Below are 17,584 nucleotides of genomic sequence, written 5' to 3' on the forward strand. Positions count from 1 at the left end.
TCGGGGCTCCTTCACGGATGTGTCTCCCTACGGGGGTGCCTCCTTGCTCAGGACGGGGGCGGCGAGGGGGCGCGCGCTGCGGCCGCGGAACGAGAGCAGGGCGTACAACGCGAGCGCGTAACCGCCCAGTTGCAGGGCCAGGTAGCTCCAGACCCCGCCGCCGTCCACCACCGGCAGCAGCACCAGCGGCGCGACGAACGCCCCGAGGCCGTGCGCGAGCGAGGTGGCGGCGGCGTAGCTCTCCAGCCGGGCCGCCGGGGCGGCCAGCGTGACGAGCGGCTGGACGCTCGGTGCGATCAGGCACTCCCCGACTGCGAAGACCAGCCCGAACAGGGCACCGAGCAGCAGGCGTACGCCGGTTCCGGGCACCAGCACGGCGGCCGTCAGGGCGGCCATCGCGACCACCCAGACCAGGATGGCCGCCATCAGCGCGGCGACGTACCCGATCCGCTCGACGACCCGCAGGGCCAGGCCCTGGAAGGCGATCACGCCGACGGTGTTGCAGGCGACCACGACACTGACGGCGGAGACCGACAGGTGCGCGTTGCGCAGGATCGCGGGCACCACGGCGTCCACCTGGGCCAGCCCGAAGACGACCAGGGCCGTCTGCAGGAGGAGGAGCCGCCGGAACACCGGGTCGCGCAGCGCCGCCGTGCCGCGCTCCCCCGGATCGGCGCGCGGGGCGCCGGGATCCTCGCGGTCCGCACCGGGTCCGGCCGGCCGCCCCACCGCCCGGCGCAGCCGCACGAGCGTCGCACCGTACAGCAGGTAGCTGGCCGCGTTGGCGACCACGCACAGGGTGTAGCCGCCCTCGCCGAGGTGTTCCACGGCCTGTCCGCCCAGCAGCGCCCCCACGGCCACGGTCAGGGCGGAGACGCGGTGCTGGCCGGAGAGGACGCGGCTCAGGTGCGAGGTGCCGAACACCTTGGTGAGCAGCGGGGTCTGGACCGCGTAGTAGGCGCCGGTGCCCGCGCCGGAGAGGCAGGCGGCCGGCACGGTGGCGGCCATCGAGTCCGCCAGGGCCAGCCAGGCCGCGCCGGCGGCCTGGAGGACGGTGGCTCCGATCGCGGGCAGACCGGGGCCGTGGATCCGGCCGATCCTGCCCGCGAGCGGGTTGACGGCGAGTCCGGCCACCGCGAACAGCGCGAAGTACAGCGAGACGCCGGAGGTGGGCAGGCCCAGGACCTCCCGGAGGTAGGCCACGGTGAGCGGCAGCATGAGGCCGGTGCCGAACGTGGTGGCACCCCAGCCGGTGAGGAACCCCGTGTAGAGGGGCAGCGGCTGCCTGCCTGCCGCCGCCTTCACCGGTCCGCACCGCCCGGTGCGGACGCGGGCACGGCCCGGCGCGGCGGTTCACCCGGGGACGCCCGGCCGCGGAGGCCCGGGGGCGGGCGGTTTTCAGAGGTATCCATAGCTGAGCCAGCCTCCGTCGACGACCAGCGTCTGGCCGTTGATGTAGTCGGCCTCCGGGGAGGCCAGGAAGAGCACCGGGCCGACGATGTCCTGCGGTCTGCCGCGCCGGCGGGCGGGGATCCGACCCACGATGGCGTCCTCGGCGAGCGCGGCCGGGTGCGGGGTCTCGATGCGGATCATGCCGGGGGCCACCGCGTTGACGTTGACTCCGCGCGCCGCCCACTCGACGCCCAGGCTCCGGGTGAGCTGCAGGACCCCGCCCTTGCTCGCCGCGTACAGCGCCCGTTCGGGGAAGGCGGTGTAGGAGAGCAGGGAGCAGAAGTTGACGACCTTGCCGTGGCCCTGCTCCAGAAACCGTCCGCCGAACACCTTGCAGGTGAGGAAGGTGCCGATGACGTTCGTGTCGAGCAGGCCGCGGGCGGCGTCCACCGAGAACCCGGTGGTCGGGCCGAGGTCGAACAGCCCGGCGGCGTTGACGAGCACGTCCACACCGCCGAACGCCCGGTCGACCTGCTCGGCGCACCGTTCGACCTGCTGTTCGTCGGCGACGTCGGCCGGCAGCGCGAGGCTCTCGGCGCCGAGGGCCTCGATCTCGGCGGCCACCGACTCCACCTGGGCGGCGGTACGGGCCATCAGGGCGACGCGGGCGCCGCGCTCGGCGAATCCGAGGGCGACGGCGCGTCCGATGCCCCGTCCGCCGCCCGTGACCACGACGCGCATCAGCGGGCCCGGAATTCGCCGAACCAGTGCAGCTGGTCGGGCTTGGCCTGGGTGGGGACGTTGCGGTAGACGTACAGCCCCACGCAGGTGAACCGGTCGGGGCGGAAGGTGGCGAGGATCTCCTCGCTGGTGATGCGGCGCGGGCCGGTGCCCTCGACCATGTGGTCGGAGAAGGAGTTGAGCAGGAACAGGCCGCCCGGCTTCAGCAGGCGGTGGACCTCGTCGGCGTACCGCTCCCGTGCGTCGTCGCGCATGTTGTGGAAGACGAACGAGTCGGTCACGACGTCGGCCGAGTGGTCGGGAAGCGGTACGTCGAGCACGTCGCCCTGGATGAACTCGGCCGGCGCTCCGGCGAGTTCCGCCCACCGGCGGGCACGGGCCACCGCGTCGGGCGACAGGTCGACGCCGGTCACGTCGAGTCCCTGCACGGAGAGGAACACGGCGTCGACGCCCGGGCCGCTGCCCAGGTCGACGAGGCGCTGGCCGGGCTTGAGGGTGCCGTCGATGACGCGCTTGATGAGTTCGAGCCCGGGAGAGGCGTTGAACCAGGACAGCTTGGCGAGCGGCTCCTGCGCGTACACCGAGGAGAAGGTGTCGGTCCAGGTCTGCGTGAAGGCGGTCATGCGATGAGCTCCTGACTCGTGCCGCGCGGGGCGGCGGGGGTGTGTTCGATGACGAGGCGTACGTAGCCGGGCACGGCCGGGCCGCCCGCCTCGGGGAGGGAGAGGACGACCAGGTCGTCCGTGCGGGACTCGATGTTGAATCCCGCGAACCGGTAGGTGACGAGCATCTGCCGGTTGCGGTCGGTGGGCCGGAAGTGGGCGACGGTGCCGGCGCCGTGCGCCGCGGCCAGTCGGGCGACGGCGGCGATGAGGCTGGTGCCGATGTTGCGTCCCATGACGCGGCAGGACATCAGCAGCAGCCGGATCGTCCAGGGGGACGCGTCGTCGCGCGCTCCGGCCCGGCCGGTCGTACCGGTGGCGACGACGGCGAGTCCGATGGTCCCGTACGTACCGAAGCGGTCGTCGAGTTCGGCGACGAGCACGCGGTGGCCCGGGTCCCGGATCAGTGACGCCAGTTCGTCCTGGCCGAAGGTGATGCCGGTGGTGTTGAGCTGGTGGGTGCGCTGGGTCAGTTCGGCGGCGCGGGCGAGGTCCGCGGTGCTCGCCTCGCGCACGCGCAGCGTCATGCCGAGGGACTCCAGGAATTCCGCCGCCGGGCCGTCGAAGGCCACCTCGTGGGTGCGGCGCCTGCTCTCCGCCAGGTACATCGCGCGGCGGCGCCGCGCGTCGTCGGTCACCTGCGCGGGCAGCACCGCGCCGGCCGCCACCAGTGCGTGCAGTTCCTGCCGGGTCATGCAGCGCACGCCGGGCAGTGCACCGGCCACTTCGGCGCGCTCGAACTCGGAGTCGTCCACGAACAGCACGCTCTCGGGCGAGATGTTCAGCTCCTGGGCGACGGCGCGCAGGGAGGCGGACTTGGCCGACCAGCCGACCTGCGGGTACAGGAAGTACTCGTCGAGCCCGAAGGCGCGCAGCTGCTCGGCGGCGGCGTCGGGTTCGTTGCGGCTGGCGACGGACTGGAGGATGCCGTGCTCGTCGAGGGTGCGGACCAGTTGCCGGTTGGCCTCGGGGACGCTGAGGTCGTCGCCCTCCAGGAGGGTGCCGTCCCACAGGGTGTCGTCGAGGTCCCAGACCACGCATTTGACCTGCGGGGCCGGCGGGGTGTCCGGCTCAGTGCTCTGCACGGTGGTCGTCCTCCTCCCGGTACGGCGCCGCCGGGGACGGGGCGCGGTCCGTGGTGCTGTGCCGGCCCCGCAGGAGGTCGGCGGCGATGATGTCCTGGAGTACTTCGGTGGGGCCCTCGATGACCTCGTGGACGCGCGCGGCGGCGTGCAGGCGGGCCAGCGGGTGGTCCTCGGTCTGCCCGGCCGCGCCCAGCAGGCGGGAGGCGGTCGCGGTGGCGGTGGTCGCCGCCCGGCTGGCCAGCAGCTTGGCGCGGGCGGCGGTGACCGCTGCGGACGGCTCCCGGTTCTCGATCTCGTGGGCGGTGTGCCGTAGGTAGCGGGCGGCGGCGTCGGTGGCGAGGGCGGCGTCGGCCAGCAGGCCCCGGACGAGTTGCCGGTCACCGAGGGTGGTGCCGCCGTGGGCGCGGGTGGCCGCGTGGTCGGCGGCCAGGCGCAGGGCGGCCTCGGCGACGCCCACGGCGCCGGCGGCGACGTACAGCCTGCCCAGCGTCAGGCAGGAGGTCACCACGAACGGGATGCCGATGCCGGGGCGGGCGACCGCGCGGGAGGCCGGTGCCGTGGCGCCGTCGAACGTGACGCGGGCGAGCCGGGCGGCGCGCAGCCCCGCGGTGACGGGTTCCACGGCGACGCGCACGCCCGCTCCGGCGTCCACCAGGGCGCAGCTGCCGCGCCCGTCCGTGCTGCCGAAGACGAGGTAGGCGTCGGCGATCTGGCCGAACGACAGCCAGCGTTTGGTGCCGGTGACCCGCAGGGTGTCGCCGTCCCGTTCGATGGTGGTGGTCAGGGCGCCGGTGTCGGCGCCGGCCTGCTGCTCGGTGAGGGCGAACGCGGCGAGCATCCGGCCGGTCGCCAGCTCGGGCAGCAGCTCGTCGCGCAGTTCGGCGGAGGCCCAGCGGCGCACCGCGTGGCAGACCATGGCGTGGACGACGAGCAGGCTGTGCAGGCTGGGCGAGGCGGCGGCCACCAGGCGGTGCACGTCGGTGACGGCGGCCGGGGGTGTGCCGCTGCCCCGGTGGGCGGTGTCCACGGTGAGGCCGAGCAGGCCGAGGGCGGCCAGTTCGTCGATGGCCGCGCGCGGGACGGCTCCCGCGCGCTCCCAGGCGGTGGCGCGGGCGGTGAACGCCTCGTCCCGCAGGGCCGCGAGGAGGGCTTCGGGGGCGGAGCCGGTCACGATGCGGCCAGCCGGCGGTTGACGAGCCCGGCCAGGCCCCGGATGGAGTCGAAGTTGGCGAGTTCGAGGTCCTCGTCGGCGATCTCGACGTCGAAGGTGCGCTCGACGAAGTCGACCATCTGGACGGCGGCCACGGAGTCGAGGACCCCGTCCGAGATCAGCGGCCGGTCGTCCTCGATGCCCGGGCGTCCGCTGAGCCGGCTGATGAACTGCCGTACGGTGGCTGTGACTTCCTCGGGAGTGTGCGGGCGGGGGGCGGTGGTCTGCGGAGCAGCCATGGTCAGTTCCCGTCGTAGGAGTAGAAGCCTCGGCCGCTCTTCGCGCCGAGCCGGCCCTGGTCGACCATCCGGCGCAGCGCCGGATGGGTGACGAACTCGTCGGTCCCGTAGTGCTCGTGCAGCACCTCCAGGGTGCGGACGACGGTGTCGATGCCGATGAGGTCCGCGGTGCGCAGCGGGCCGGAGGTGTGGCCGAGGCAGCCCTTGAAGAGGTCGTCGACCTGGCTCGGGGTGGCGACGCCGTCCGCGACGACGGCGGCGGCGAGGTTGACGACCGGCATCAGGACGCGGTTGATCACGAAGCCGGGGGCGTCCCGGACGACGACGGCCTTCTTGCCCAAGCGCCGCAGCATCAGGTCGACGTCCCGCAGGGCGGCGTCGGAGGTGTCCTCGCCGCGGACGACCTCGACCATGTCGATCCGGTCGACCGGGTTCATGAAGTGGACGCCGACGACCCGTCCCGGGTCGGTGAGCCCTTCGGCGAGCCGGCCGATGGGGACCGCGGAGGTGTTGGCGGCGATGGTCGTGCCCGGGGCGAGGACCTTCTCCAGCTCCGGGTAGAGGGCCCGCTTCGCCCGCTCCGACTCGGTGGTGTTCTCCACGACGAACCCGACGTCCGCGAGGGCAGCGAGGTCGGTGGCGGGGCGGATGTCGAGCGCCGGGGCGCTCGTGCCGCCGAGGAGGGTGGCCAGGCGCTGGTGGCGGCGGACGGTGCGGCGGGCGGTGTCGAGCGCCGCGGGGTCGGAGTCGACGAGCGTCACCGTGTAGCCGGCCGCCGCGGCTGCGTGGGCGACGCTGGATCCGATGACTCCGGCTCCGAGCACGCCGATGGTGGGTGGGGTCATGGCCTGCGGCTTTCGTTGTCGTCGAGGGGTTTCGGCTGCTGTTGCTCCGCGGCGGCCAGCCAGGCCTCCACCTCGCGCGTCATGCCGCCGAGGGTCGCGGAGGCGAAGACGATGGAGGGGGGCACGGCCGTACCGGTGAGTTCCTTCAGGCCCGCGATCAGGTGGACCCCCATCAGCGAGTCGCCGCCGAGGTGGAAGAAGTGGTCGTCGGGGTGGACCTCGCGCAGGCCGAGGAGCAGGCGGAAGCGCTCCGCGAGGTACCCGCCCACCGTCGAGGGCGGCTGCGGGCCGGCCGCCGGATCCGGGCGGTGCTCCGGTCCGTTCCGCTCTCCCCCGGCCGCGGTCGCGGGTGGGCCGGCCGCCAGTACGGGCGCCGACCGCGCGAAGGGGTCGGCGGGCGGCGGTGTGTCGGGGAGGAACCGGCGCCGGACCAGGTTCCGGGGCGGCAGGGTGGTCCTACGACCGGGTGCCGGGTGCAGGCGATCCCACTCGGCCTCGACGCCGTGGGTCCACAGCTCGCCGAGGGCCTCCAGCAGGACCTGCCGGTCGGGCACGTGCTCGTAGGACTGCCGGACGGTCCGTACGCAGACGGCGTCGGGGTCGCTCTGGCCGATCCACGGGCGTGCGGTGCCGGGGCCCACCTCGATCAGGACGCGGTGGCGGGCCAGGACCAGCCCGGCGGCGGCCTTGAACCGGACGCGGCCGACCATGTGGTCGCGCCAGTAGGAGGGCGTGGGCGTCTCCCCGTCGAGCCAGCGGCCGAGGACGCTGGAGGCGATCGGGATGCGCGCCGGGCCCAGCGGCACGTCGCGCATGTCCTCGCCCAGCAGGTCGGCGGCCCGGGTGAGCTGGGGGGTGTGGAAGGGGTGGGCGGAGTCGACGGGCAGGACGGTGAAGCCGTCTTCGCGCAGCCGGCCGGCGAGTGCGGTGACCGCGTCCGGGCGCCCGGAGAACACGCAGTGCCCGGGTCCGTTGTCGGCGGCGAGCCAGGTGTCGTCGGCGGCGTACTTCTCGACGTCCTCGGCGGGGGCGAGCACGCCGAGCATGGCGCCCTCCCCGGCCGTCACGACGAGGTCGGCCCGGCGGGCGACGGCCGCCATGGCGTCGTCGAGGCCGATGACGCCGGCCAGTACGGCGGCCACCCACTCCCCCAGGCTGTGGCCGAGGAGGGCGGCGGGCCGGATGCCGAGGTCGATGAGGGTGCGGGCCATGGCGTGTTCGAGGCAGAACAGCGAGAGGTGGACCTCGCGCAGCGCGCGGCGGGGCGGACGGGCGGCGCCGTCGCGGCGCAGCAGGGCCCGCAGGTCGACGCGGCCGCCGTCACCGGCGGGGCGCGGCCCGGGGGCGGCGAAGGACCGGCCCACGGCTCCGTCCGTCAGTCCGTCGGCGATCTCGACGGCGGCCCGCAGGTGGCTCGCGAACACCGGGTCGGTGGCGGCGAGGCCGGCTCCCATGCCCGGGTAGTGGCTGCCGATGCCCGGCAGGACGAAGACGACCTCGGGCGGTCCGGACGGGGCCCGGCCGTGCTGTACGCGCAGGCGGTCGGCGTCGAAGGCCGCCCGGGTGCCGCCTTCCGGGGTGAGGACGGCGTAGCCGCGGTGCGGGTGGCGGTGGCGTGCGGTCTGGGTGGTCCAAGCGGTGTCGGCCGCACGCGCGGGGTGCCGGTCGATGTGGTCGCGCAAGGCGTCGAGGTCGGCGGTCAGCGCGTCGGGGTGATGGCTGGAGACCAGCAGCAGTTGCGCGCCGCCGTCCGTGCCCTGTCCGTGCTCCTGCGGCCGTGTCGGGGCCTCTTCGAGGACGATGTGGCAGTTCGTCCCGCCGAGGCCGAAGGCGCTGACTCCGGCGCGCCGGGGGCGACCCTCGGCGGGCGGCCAGTCGAGGGCTTCGCCGAGCGGGTGCAGCGGGCCGCCCGTACGGGCGAGGTCGGAGGGCAACCGGTCGAAGTGCGGGGTGGCGACGAGCCGTCCGTGCCGCAGCGACAGCACGGCCTTGACGAATCCGGCGAGCCCCGCGGCCTCCCGGAGGTGGCCGAGGCCGCCCTTGGCGGCGCCCACGCGGACGGGGTGCTCCACGTCGGCGAAGACCTCGCCGAGGGCCCTCCACTCGGTGGCGTCGCCGATGCGGGTGCCGCTGCCGTGCGCCTCGACGTAGTCGATGTCCTCGGGCCGGAGACCGGCGACGTCCAGTGCGGTCCGGATGACCTCGGCCTGTGCGGCGGCGTCGACGCCGGCGAAGCCGGATTTGCCGGAGCCGTCGTTGTTCATCGCGGTGCCGCGGACGACCGCCCAGATGTCGTCGCCGTCGCGCACCGCGTCGCCGAGGCGCTTGAGGACCACGGCGCCGGCGCCGTCGCCCGGTACGGAGCCGCCGGCCGCACGGTCGAAGGGGCGGCACACGCCGTCCGGAGATCCGATGCCGCCGAGTGGCGCGTCGTATCCGCCCGGGGCCGGCACCCGTACGGCGGCGACGCCGGCGACGGCGAGGTCGCTGCCGTGGGCGAGGAGGTCCTGCACGGCGAGGTGGACGGCGGTGAGCGCGGTGGAGCAGGCGGACTGGACGGTCACGGCGGCGCCGTGCAGGCCGAGCCGGTAGGCGACGCGGGTGGCGGCGTAGTCACCGCGGTTGGTGACCTCCAGGGCCTGGGCGTCGACGCCGGGCTGCCCGGCGAGTGCGGTGCCCACCCAGCGTTCGTAGTCGTTGTGGCCGACGCCGGCGTAGATGCTGACGGCCGGGGTGCGGACGCGGTCGACGTTGGCGGCCTCCAGCGCCTCGTCGGCGGCCTCCAGGAGCAGCCGGTGCTGCGGGTCGAGGAGCAGGGCCTCGGAGGGGGCGATGCCGAAGCGTGCCGGGTCGAAGTGGGCGGGCCGGGGTACGGAGCCGTAGGCCGGGACGAAGGTGCCGGGCTTCTGCGTGCGCCGGGTGACGGCGTCCTCGCCCGCCGCGAGGATCTCCCAGTAGCGGTCGAGGCTGTCGCAGCCGGGCAGGCGGACGGCCATGCCGACGACGGCCACGGCGTACTCGTCGTCCGCGGCCGGGGCCGGGGCGTGGTGGCCGGGCAGGGGGGCGCTCACGCGGGTTCGCCTCCTTCGGACGGTCGGGTGCGGGGGGCTGTGACGGTGCCGGCGCGCCGCGGCGGGCGCCGGCGTTCGGCGGGGCGGCGGGCGGCGACGGAGTCGGAGGCGGAGCCGGTCGCCTCGCCGAGGAGCCGGGCGTGGCCGCGCGGGGTGCGGGCGGCGAGGACGTCGGCGAGGGCGATCGCCCGGCCGCCGGCCGACTCCAGCGCGCCGCGCAGCATCATCAGGCGCAGGGAGTCGCCGCCCAGGGCGAAGAAGTCGTCGTCGATGCCCACGGTGTCGAGGCCGAGGACGCGTGCCACGAGTACGGCGGCGCGCTCCTGGTCGGCGGTGGCGGGCGGGGTGCAGGGCACGTCGAGGGCGGGGCGGGTGCGCGGTGACACGCGCAGTGCGCCGCGGTCGACCTTGCCGCTGCCGAGCAGGGGCAGGGCGGGGACCGAGGCCAGGTGCGCGGGCACCATGAAGTCCGGGAGCCGGGCGGCGAGGTGCTCGCGCAGCCGCTGGGGCGGGACCTCTTCGTGCTCTGGCACGACGTAGGCCGCGAGGACGGCGCCCTGGTCGGGGTCCGGGATGCCGACGACGGCCGCGTCGGCGATTCCCGGGTGCGTGCGCAGTACGGTCTCCACCTCGGCGGGTTCCACCCGCTGTCCGCGGACCTTGACCTGGTCGTCGGCGCGTCCGAGGTACTCGATCTGGCCGTCGGGCAGGTGGCGGGCGAGGTCTCCGGTGCGGAAGAGGACCTCGGGGCCGGTGGGGTCGATCCGGTTGGGGCGGAAGCGCTCGGCGGTCAGGTCCGGACGGCCGAGGTAGCCGTCGGCCAGCCCGGGTCCGCCGGTGTGGATCTCGCCGACGACGCCGGGCGGCACCAGCCGGCCCGCCGCGTCGCAGAGGTAGGTCCGCATGTCGAGCGGAACGCCGACGACGGTCCCGACCGCGCCCTCGGGCCGGGGGGCGGTGAGCGGTCCGGTGCGGTGGCACACGTAGTCCGCCTCACTGAGGGTGTACGTGTTGTGGACCTCGAAGCCGAGGGCGCGCAGTTCGTCCTCGAGGTCCTGCCCGAGGGCCTCGCCGCCGACGAAGACGTGGCGCAGTGCGGGCGCGGTGCGGAACGCGGGCTGGGTGAGCAGCAGCCGCAGCATGGACGGCACGAAGCTGACGGTGGTGATGCGCTGGTCGTGGATGAGTTCCGCGAGGTGGCGGTCGTCGCGGTCCTTGCCGGGGGCCGCCAGCACCGCCGTGCCGCCGGTCGCCAGCGGCCAGGCGAACTCCCGGAAGCTGATGGGCGACTTCAGCAGGTGCCGGTCGTCCGGGCCCATGCCGTACATCCCCTGCTCCAGCCGGATGCGCGAGGTGTGCATGCGGTGCGGGCGGACGACGCCCTTGGGGGTGCCGGTGCTGCCGGAGGTGAACAGGACGTACGCGGTGGTGTCGGGGCGGGCCCGGTCCTCGGGGGCGCCGGGCGGGCCGTCGGCCGCGCCGGGGTCCGGCGCGCCGTCGAGGAACACCGCGGCATCGAGGGCCCGGTCCGCGACGGCCCGGTGACCGGTCGCGGTGGTCAGCGTGACCGCGGGCGCGGTGACGCGCAGGACCTCCTCGGCCCGCAGGTCCGGCAGGTGCGGGTCGAGGTGGACGAAGCCGGCTCCGGCCTTCCAGATGCCGAGGACGGCGGTGAAGAGCGCGAGGTCCCGGTCGCCGGTGAGGACCACGAGGTCACCGGGCCCGGCGAGGTGCGGGCTCAGCCCGCGGGCGAACCGGTCGGAGGCGGCGTCGAGTTCGCCGTACGTCAGCTCGGCGTCGCCGTCCCGCAGGGCGATCGCGTCGGGGGTGCGGGCGGCCTGCTCACGGATCATGCGGTGCAGGGTGGTGTCCGCGTGCGGGGTGGGTGGGGCGTTCCAGGTGTCCAGCAGCAGTTCGCGCTCGTCCGGCAGGAGCAGGTCGACGGCTCCCGCGGTGGTCGAGGGCTCCCGCGCCGCGCGGTCGGCGAGCAGGGCCAGGTGCCGGGACACGTGCTGCGCGGTGGTGGCGTCCACGAGGGCGCCGTCGTAGGCGAGGTGGAGGTCCGGGCCCTCGGCGGCGGCGGTCCAGACCGGGCGGCCGAGGGCGGGCGGCTCGGTGTCCGGGCGGGCGGGGAGCACCGCCGCGTACGGTGCGCCGTCGGACGGCAGGGCGGCGTCGACGGGGCGGGCGGCCGCGGTGAGCCGTCCCAGGGTGACGCTCTCCTGGTCCTCGGCGGGGAGGTAGCGCAGCGGTGTCGCGCCGGTGGCGCCGAAGACGTCCCAGCCGGTTCCGTAGCGGTGGAGCAGCAGATGGGTCAGCGCGGCGAGCGCCAGGTGGCCTTCGGGTCCGTCGAGCAGGGCCGCCGCGGGTGCGGACAGGGGGGTGGTGCAGTGCGCCAGGCGGGGCGGGGTGGCGGCGCGTACGCGGTGCGGCAGGACGATCATCGCGGTCCCCCGCTCGCGGCCGGGGCCATGGCCGTGGCCGTGCCGGCCGCAGGTGGTGTGGCGCCCCGGCGCCGCAGGACCGAGCGGGCCGCGGCCATGCCGGTGGCGGCGCCGTACGTGATGCCGATGATCTTCGAGGAGCTGTCGCCGACGAAGTACAGGCCCGGGACGGAGGACTCCAGGTCGTCGGAGAGGTCCAGGTCGGGGAAGAGGCGTTCGACGACGGGCGCCGCGACCGTGGCCGTGCCGGGAACGAGCCCCGGGTGGAGGGTGTTGAGCCGGTCGACCATGGCGAGGACGTCGCGGACGGTGGAGGCGGGCAGGCAGTCGCGCAGGTCGCCGTGGTGGTAGCTGATGAGGCTGGTGGCGAGCGGGCCGTCCGGGGCGGGCCGTCCGGCCAGCTCGTCGACGGTGCTGACGACGGGCTTGCCGGAGCCGTGGGCGGCGACGCGCCGGGCGAAGGCGGCGGCGTGTTCGGTGCCGTCGGTTCCTTCGGGCAGGTCGACGGTGGTGAGGATGCCGAGGTTGGACTTGGTCGTGGGCTGGTTCAGGCAGTGCTGCCCGTCGAGCGCGACGGCGTCGAGGAAGCCGTACTGCATGACGCGACCGCCTTCGCACACACAGAACGTCCGGACCGAGTGGCCCTCTTCGTTGAGGAACGACAGTTTGGGGTTGTGGCAGCCGTCCAGCAGGGGTGCGAGGTCCTCGCGGGCCGCCTCCAGCCGCACGCCCAGGTCGACGCGGCTGCTGGGCCGGTGGCGTACGCCGATCCGTCCGGCGAGGTCGCGCACCCAGGGCAGGCCGAGCTTGCCGACGCCGACGATGACGTCGTCGGCGCGGAACACGGCCGGCCCGTCGGGGGTGTCGGCGCGGACGTGGAAACCGCCCCCGGTCAGCGGCTCCACATCGGTGGCCCGGTGGCGCAGCAGGACGCTGCCGCCACCGTGTTCCAGTTCGGCCTTGAGCCGGGCGATGACGACGAGGGAGTCGTCCACGGTGACGCTCTGCGAGTACGCCGTGTCGACGTGCTGGAAGACCGTGCCGTCGCCGAGCAGGGCGCCGTCGGCCTCGTGCGCCGGTCCGGCGGGCGGCAGGCCCAGCCCGTAGAGGACGCGGTACGCCTCGGAGATGAGGTCCTGGGCACGGTCGAAGGAGCCGAGGGCGCGCTCCAGGCCGCTGTAGGAGCGGACCGTCCCGTCGGGCGCCGTCTCGATCTTGGAGCGGGTGAGCGAGGAGATGTATCCGAGGTTGGTGTCGAAGTGGAACGCCGCGCCGCCCAGTCCGGTGAGGCAGGTGCAGCGCGCGCACTGCAGGCGGAACTTCTCCGCGTCGCGGACCGTGCGCCCCTTCATGCGGGCCACGAGCCGGGGACACAGGCTCTCGCTCATGTCGCCGCCCGCTTCGAGGAGGACGACGCGCCGGCCCGCCCGGACCAGGGTGAGCGCGGCGAACAGTCCGGCGGGGCCGCCGCCGATGACGACCGTGTCCGCGGGCGTGGTGCGGGTCTGCTCAGACATGGCTGCTCCCGTGGTCCGTGGGTCGCCGCTCCAGGTAGCGCTCGACGAAGGTGCGGTAGAAGAGCCCGCCGGTGTCGCGGCCTTCGGCCTCGATGCGCTCGATGAGCCACTGACAGGTGAAGGGCAGCAGGTCGAGGACGCGGCCGGGGTGCTGCCCGGTGAGCGCGGCGTAGTGCTCCAGTCCCTGCCACAGGACGGACCGGAACCAGTGGTCGGAGGCGAAGACCTGGTCGTAGAGCCAGTCGAAGCCGTGTTCCGCGTAGTCCGGGAAGACCGGCAGGGCCGTCGTGACGAGGAGGTTCACGACGTCCATGGCGGCGATGCCGGTGGCACGGTAGTCCTCGAAGTCCAGCACCCGGGCGGAGCCGTCGCGGGCGTCGTAGCGCACGTTCCACGGGCCCAGGTCGCCGTGGGTGGGCGCGAGCAGGGCCGTGCGCAGCGCCTCGTCGGCGTGCGGGACGCCGAACTCGGGTTCGCGGACGTACGCGGCGGCCGTCTCGAGGGCCTGGTCCGGGGTGGTCGCCGGGCCGGACGTTCCGCCGGACAGGTGCAGCTCGGCCACCCGCTCGACGGCGGGGCGCAGTACGTGCCACAGGGCGCCGGGCCCGTCGGTGCCCGCGACGGCGGTGGGCAGGTCGACGCCGGGCAGGTGGGTCATGGTGAACCCGCCGCACAGGGCGTCCAGCGGCACGGGGCTGCCGAGCGGGGCGGGGGCGGGGAAGCCGCGCAGGATCTCCAGCTCCCGGGCGAGTTTGGGATCGGTCACGGACAGCGGGACCTTGGCGACGGCGACGGGCGCGCCGTCGATGTCGAGCCGGACGAAGGTGCGGCGGCGGACCTTGCGGGCGCCGGCCGGTGTCCAGGTGGCCGAGCGCACGCGGTCGGGACCGGGCTCGGGGGTGCCGGTGCGTTCCAGGTGGGCGGCGAGCATCAGCCGGGCCACCTCGTCGGTGTCGACGCTGCGTTCGGTCAGGTCGGCGAGGTCCGCGGGGGCGGGCGGGGGCGGGGTGGGGGTGCGGGTCATGCGGTGCTCCCGGCGGTGGCGGGGGTGAGGTCGACGAGGTCCAGGAGTTCGGCCAGTGCGGGTCCGCCGAGGAGGGCGCCGAGTTGGTCGACGGCGGCGCCGCGTTCCTCTTGCGTCAGCTCCTGGTAGGCGGTCAGGCGCGTGTCCAGGTGGTCGGCGAGCCGGCGGTAGCCGGACTCGTCCGTGAGCAGCTCGCGGGTGAGCCGGTCGAGGGCCTTGGTGCCCTCCAGGTCGTCCTCGGGGACGACGAACCTGCTGCCCAGGTCGGTGAGGCTGGCCGCGATGTCGCCGGCGACGGTGCCGCGCAGGGCCCTGAGGTTGGCGATGTGTCCGTAGTGCTGCTCGGGGAGCAGCAGCGGGAGCCGGCGCAGGATGACGGACTCGTGCAGCGAGGTGAGGCTCGGCGGGACGGCGTAGAGCGGGGCGTGGGCGAGCTGGCGCAGGAACTCCGTCTGCGGCAGGAAGGCGTACTCGACCTCGACCTCGCCGTGGGTCTCGGTGGCGCCCCGGCGGAACGCTCCGCCGCAGACCAGGATGCGGCCGAGTTCGGGCCGGGCCACGGCCAGTTCGGAGACCCAGCGGCGCACGAGGTCGAGGTAGGCGTTGTGGGACTCGTAGTCCAGGAAGAAGTTCTGGAAGCCGCCGAGGTTGATCAGCAGGCCGGCGGGCCGCTCCGGGGGCGGTTCGGTGAGGGCCCCTTCCAGGGCGCCGCGGTCGACGATGGGACCGCACAGCTCGATGTGGTCGGCGCCCGTCGCGGCCAGGGCGGCGATGCGCGCGGGGACTCCGGGGAAGTTCTGCGCGTAGGACCGGCGGGCGAGGAGGTGGGCCAGCAGGATGCGCTCGTGCGGGGCAAGCGTGTCGAAGACGTAGCGGGCGGTGTCGTGGTCGGCCCAGCGGACGAGCTGCGCGCGCGCCGCCAGCTCCTCGTAGCTGCGGTCGGTCAGCCAGAAGCCGAGGAGGCTGTCGAAGAAGAGCACGGGGCGACCGGCGCGCACCGCTCGGAAGACGAGCTCGGCGTCCATGACGCTGACCACGAGGTCGGCGTCGGCGAGGCCCTGTGCGAGGTCCTCGTGCCGGCTGGTGTCGCCTTCGGTGATGCGGTGGAAGCGGTGGCTGTGGCGCCGGGCGAAGTCGAGTGCGACGCCTTGGCCGACGAAGTCGACGCGGCTGCCGGCGAGCAGGGGGGTGATGGCGACCAGCTTGGAGACGGGCCCGAATCCGCAGGCCTGGGCGCTGGAGAGGATCCTCATCGTCACGCTTTCCTCGTGTTCCTGGTGAACCGGCCGAGCACGGCGGACCGGATGCCGCGGCTGTCCACGCCGTAGAAGTGGAGAAGGTCTTCGTGGGAGGCGACCGGCGGGTAGCGGTGGTCGGTCTCCAGGCGCACCAACGGGGGGCCGTCGCGGCCGAGGGTCAGTGCGGTGCGGTCCCCCAGGCCGCCGGGGCCCAGGGACTCCGCGGCGGTGACGACGAGCGCCCGGCGGCGGGCCAGGGCGCGGACGGCGTCCCCGGGGAAGGGGTGCAGGGTGGTCACGGAGGCCACGGCGGCGTCCACTCCGTCGGCGGCGAGGGCCTCGGCCGCGGAGAGGGCCTCGGCCACGCAGCGGCCGGTGGCGAGCAGCAGGACGTCGCCGCCGTCGCGCAGCAGCCGGGGGGTGCCCGGGTCGCCGTCGGACGCCGCGGCGGGCAGCGGCGGGTCCTGGCGCGCGGAGAGCCGTACGTACGCGGGACCGCCGGACGCGAGCGCGCTGCGCAGGACGGCGACGGCGTCGGCGGCGTCCGCGGGGCAGTACACGCTCATGTGGGGCAGCGCCGACATGAGCGTGATGTCGTCGGTGGCGTGGTGGGTGGGGCCGAGGGGCCCGTAGCCGAGTCCCCCGCCGACGCCGAGCAGGACGACGGGCAGTGCGGGCACGCACACGTCGAGGCGCAGCTGCTCGTAGGCGCGGCGGACGAGGAACGGGGCCATGGCGGCGGCGACGGGGCGCAGTCCGCTGCGGGCGAGTCCGGCGGCGACTCCGACGAGGTTGGCCTCGGCGATGCCGACGTCGACGTACCGGCGCGGGTGGCGGGCCATGACGCCCTGGAACAGGGCCTGTCCGTCGGCGCCCAGGGTGATCAGCGCGGGGTCCGCGTCGACCGCCTCGGCGAGTGCGGCGGCGAGTGCGGTGCGCATGGTGGGCGGTGTGGTGGGCGGTGAGGTGGTGGTCACGGCCGGCCACCTCGCGCGGCCGCCAGGGCGGGGACGGCAGGGACGGCGGGTGCGCCGAGGGCGGCGAGGGCCGTCCGGAGCTGCTCCGCGTCCAACGAGCCCATGTGCCAGGCGGGATCGCCCTCGGCGAAGGGGACGCCCTTGCCCTTGACGGTGTGCGCGATCAGTACCGCGGGGCCGTCGCCGGACCGGAGTCCGGCCAGGGCGTCGGTGACCGCGGCCGTGTCGTGCCCGTCGGCCTCGGCGACGCGCCAGCCGAAGGCCCGCCACTTGTCGGCGAGCGGTTCGAGTGCGTTCACGTTCTCGGTGTCCCCCTCCTGCTGGAGCCGGTTGCGGTCCACGACGGCGACGAGGTTGCCGAGGCGGTGGTGCGCTGCGAACTGCGCGGCCTCCCAGTTGCTTCCTTCGTCGAGCTCGCCGTCGCCGGTCACGACGACGACCCGCTGGTCCCGGCCGGCCAGCCGCGCACCGAGGGCCATGCCGCAGCCGAGGGACAGTCCGTGGCCGAGGGCACCGGTCGCGGCCTCGACGCCGGGCACGGAGTCGGAGGGGTGGCCGGGCAGGGTGGCCAAGTCGGCTTCGATGACGCCGAGTTCGGCGAGGATCGCGTACAGCCCGTAGGCACCGTGGCCCTTGCTGAGGACGAGCAGATCCCGGTCGGGCCAGTCGGGCCGGTCCGGGCGGTAGCGCAGGCCTCGGGTGTAGAGGACGGCGAGCAGGTCGGTCATGGACAGTGCGGCGCCGAGGTGGACCGCCTTGCGTGCGGCCAGTTCGACGACCCGCTGCCGGGCACGCCGGGCCAGTTCGTCCGGGTGGAGCACGACGTCCTCCGGTCTGCCGCGACGGGGCGGCTCGTGGGTCGGGTGCGTGTCAGCCGGCGGGGATCCGCTGAGGGGACTCCCCGGGGCGGCCTGCGAGGCGGCGCCCCGACGCCGGGCGAGGCAGAGTCAAGCCGCTCCATGATTGCTTGTCAAGCTCAGTCACTAATCGAGTCACTAACAAGCCCTCACGGATGACCGAGAGAAGTGTCCGCGCATTGACATTCACAAGTCGCGTGACATTGACTGAAGTCGAGAGCCCGCCGCGCGCCGTTCCTTCATTCGCGCTGCCGTCCGGCGGGCAACCGCGAGACCCGAGGA

14 protein-coding genes are annotated in these 17,584 nt (G+C 74.7%); all 14 read right to left on the minus strand.

The annotated features are described in order from the left end of the window. Nucleotides 1-27: 27 nt before the first annotated feature. The 14 genes from ACFYZS_RS25305 to ACFYZS_RS25370 all read right to left on the minus strand — a co-directional run bounded on the left by ACFYZS_RS25305 (nucleotide 28) and on the right by ACFYZS_RS25370 (nucleotide 17,266). Entirely contained in the window at nucleotides 28-1,305 is a 1,278-nt protein-coding gene (locus ACFYZS_RS25305; protein ID WP_389016731.1) for an MFS transporter, read from the minus strand. 93 nt (nucleotides 1,306-1,398) lie between these two features. Next, the gene (locus ACFYZS_RS25310) at nucleotides 1,399-2,133 is read right to left on the minus strand and encodes an SDR family NAD(P)-dependent oxidoreductase (RefSeq protein ID WP_385575877.1); all 735 of its coding nucleotides are present in this window, start codon (nucleotides 2,131-2,133) and stop codon (nucleotides 1,399-1,401) included. Next, nucleotides 2,133-2,756 (minus strand): class I SAM-dependent methyltransferase, encoded by a 624-nt coding sequence (locus tag ACFYZS_RS25315; RefSeq protein WP_389016734.1) that lies wholly within the window; start codon nucleotides 2,754-2,756, stop codon nucleotides 2,133-2,135. Before ACFYZS_RS25315 ends, ACFYZS_RS25310 begins: the two co-directional genes overlap by 1 nt. Then, nucleotides 2,753-3,880 carry an HAD-IIIC family phosphatase gene (locus ACFYZS_RS25320; protein ID WP_389016737.1) on the minus strand — a complete coding sequence of 376 codons (1,128 nt, stop codon included), beginning with the start codon at nucleotides 3,878-3,880 and terminating at the stop codon, nucleotides 2,753-2,755. Before ACFYZS_RS25320 ends, ACFYZS_RS25315 begins: the two co-directional genes overlap by 4 nt. Next, a complete protein-coding gene (locus tag ACFYZS_RS25325; RefSeq protein ID WP_389016740.1) occupies nucleotides 3,867-5,051 on the minus strand; it encodes an acyl-CoA dehydrogenase family protein in 1,185 nt (394 codons plus the stop codon). Before ACFYZS_RS25325 ends, ACFYZS_RS25320 begins: the two co-directional genes overlap by 14 nt. Then, nucleotides 5,048-5,329, minus strand: coding sequence for an acyl carrier protein (locus tag ACFYZS_RS25330; protein ID WP_389016743.1), 282 nt, complete (start codon nucleotides 5,327-5,329; stop codon nucleotides 5,048-5,050). Before ACFYZS_RS25330 ends, ACFYZS_RS25325 begins: the two co-directional genes overlap by 4 nt. A gap of 2 nt (nucleotides 5,330-5,331) precedes the next feature. Further along, nucleotides 5,332-6,174 carry a 3-hydroxyacyl-CoA dehydrogenase family protein gene (locus tag ACFYZS_RS25335; RefSeq protein WP_389016746.1) on the minus strand — a complete coding sequence of 281 codons (843 nt, stop codon included), beginning with the start codon at nucleotides 6,172-6,174 and terminating at the stop codon, nucleotides 5,332-5,334. After that, complete coding sequence (locus tag ACFYZS_RS25340; protein WP_389016749.1) at nucleotides 6,171-9,245, minus strand: type I polyketide synthase; 3,075 nt, start codon at nucleotides 9,243-9,245, stop codon at nucleotides 6,171-6,173. The genes ACFYZS_RS25335 and ACFYZS_RS25340 overlap by 4 nt, the downstream gene beginning before the upstream one ends. Further along, complete coding sequence (locus ACFYZS_RS25345) at nucleotides 9,242-11,689, minus strand: non-ribosomal peptide synthetase (protein WP_389016752.1); 2,448 nt, start codon at nucleotides 11,687-11,689, stop codon at nucleotides 9,242-9,244. Before ACFYZS_RS25345 ends, ACFYZS_RS25340 begins: the two co-directional genes overlap by 4 nt. Then, nucleotides 11,686-13,206 carry an FAD-dependent oxidoreductase gene (locus tag ACFYZS_RS25350; protein ID WP_389016755.1) on the minus strand — a complete coding sequence of 507 codons (1,521 nt, stop codon included), beginning with the start codon at nucleotides 13,204-13,206 and terminating at the stop codon, nucleotides 11,686-11,688. Before ACFYZS_RS25350 ends, ACFYZS_RS25345 begins: the two co-directional genes overlap by 4 nt. After that, nucleotides 13,199-14,230: a phosphotransferase gene (locus ACFYZS_RS25355; RefSeq protein WP_389016758.1), complete on the minus strand. Its 1,032-nt coding sequence runs from the start codon at nucleotides 14,228-14,230 to the stop codon at nucleotides 13,199-13,201. The genes ACFYZS_RS25350 and ACFYZS_RS25355 overlap by 8 nt, the downstream gene beginning before the upstream one ends. After that, nucleotides 14,227-15,483, minus strand: coding sequence for a hypothetical protein (locus ACFYZS_RS25360; RefSeq protein ID WP_389016761.1), 1,257 nt, complete (start codon nucleotides 15,481-15,483; stop codon nucleotides 14,227-14,229). Before ACFYZS_RS25360 ends, ACFYZS_RS25355 begins: the two co-directional genes overlap by 4 nt. A 2-nt stretch (nucleotides 15,484-15,485) precedes the next feature. Then, nucleotides 15,486-16,445 (minus strand): transketolase C-terminal domain-containing protein, encoded by a 960-nt coding sequence (locus ACFYZS_RS25365; RefSeq protein WP_389016764.1) that lies wholly within the window; start codon nucleotides 16,443-16,445, stop codon nucleotides 15,486-15,488. Then, a complete protein-coding gene (locus ACFYZS_RS25370; RefSeq protein ID WP_389016767.1) occupies nucleotides 16,442-17,266 on the minus strand; it encodes a transketolase in 825 nt (274 codons plus the stop codon). Before ACFYZS_RS25370 ends, ACFYZS_RS25365 begins: the two co-directional genes overlap by 4 nt. Nucleotides 17,267-17,584: the final 318 nt, after the last annotated feature.

Source organism: Streptomyces sp. NPDC001903, from assembly GCF_042891345.1.
GTDB lineage: Bacteria > Actinomycetota > Actinomycetes > Streptomycetales > Streptomycetaceae > Streptomyces.

Excerpts from the sequence above, each read along its gene's own strand:
- ACFYZS_RS25310 (WP_385575877.1), bottom strand. The coding sequence starts at position 2,133 with ATGCGCGTCGTGGTCACGGGCGGCGGACGGGGCATCGGACGCGCCGTC.
- ACFYZS_RS25315 (WP_389016734.1), bottom strand. The coding sequence starts at position 2,756 with ATGACCGCCTTCACGCAGACCTGGACCGACACCTTCTCCTCGGTGTAC.
- ACFYZS_RS25330 (WP_389016743.1), bottom strand. The coding sequence starts at position 5,329 with ATGGCTGCTCCGCAGACCACCGCCCCCCGCCCGCACACTCCCGAGGAA.
- ACFYZS_RS25335 (WP_389016746.1), bottom strand. The coding sequence starts at position 6,174 with ATGACCCCACCCACCATCGGCGTGCTCGGAGCCGGAGTCATCGGATCC.
- ACFYZS_RS25345 (WP_389016752.1), bottom strand. The coding sequence starts at position 11,689 with ATGATCGTCCTGCCGCACCGCGTACGCGCCGCCACCCCGCCCCGCCTG.
- ACFYZS_RS25350 (WP_389016755.1), bottom strand. The coding sequence starts at position 13,206 with ATGTCTGAGCAGACCCGCACCACGCCCGCGGACACGGTCGTCATCGGC.
- ACFYZS_RS25355 (WP_389016758.1), bottom strand. The coding sequence starts at position 14,230 with ATGACCCGCACCCCCACCCCGCCCCCGCCCGCCCCCGCGGACCTCGCC.
- ACFYZS_RS25360 (WP_389016761.1), bottom strand. The coding sequence starts at position 15,483 with ATGAGGATCCTCTCCAGCGCCCAGGCCTGCGGATTCGGGCCCGTCTCC.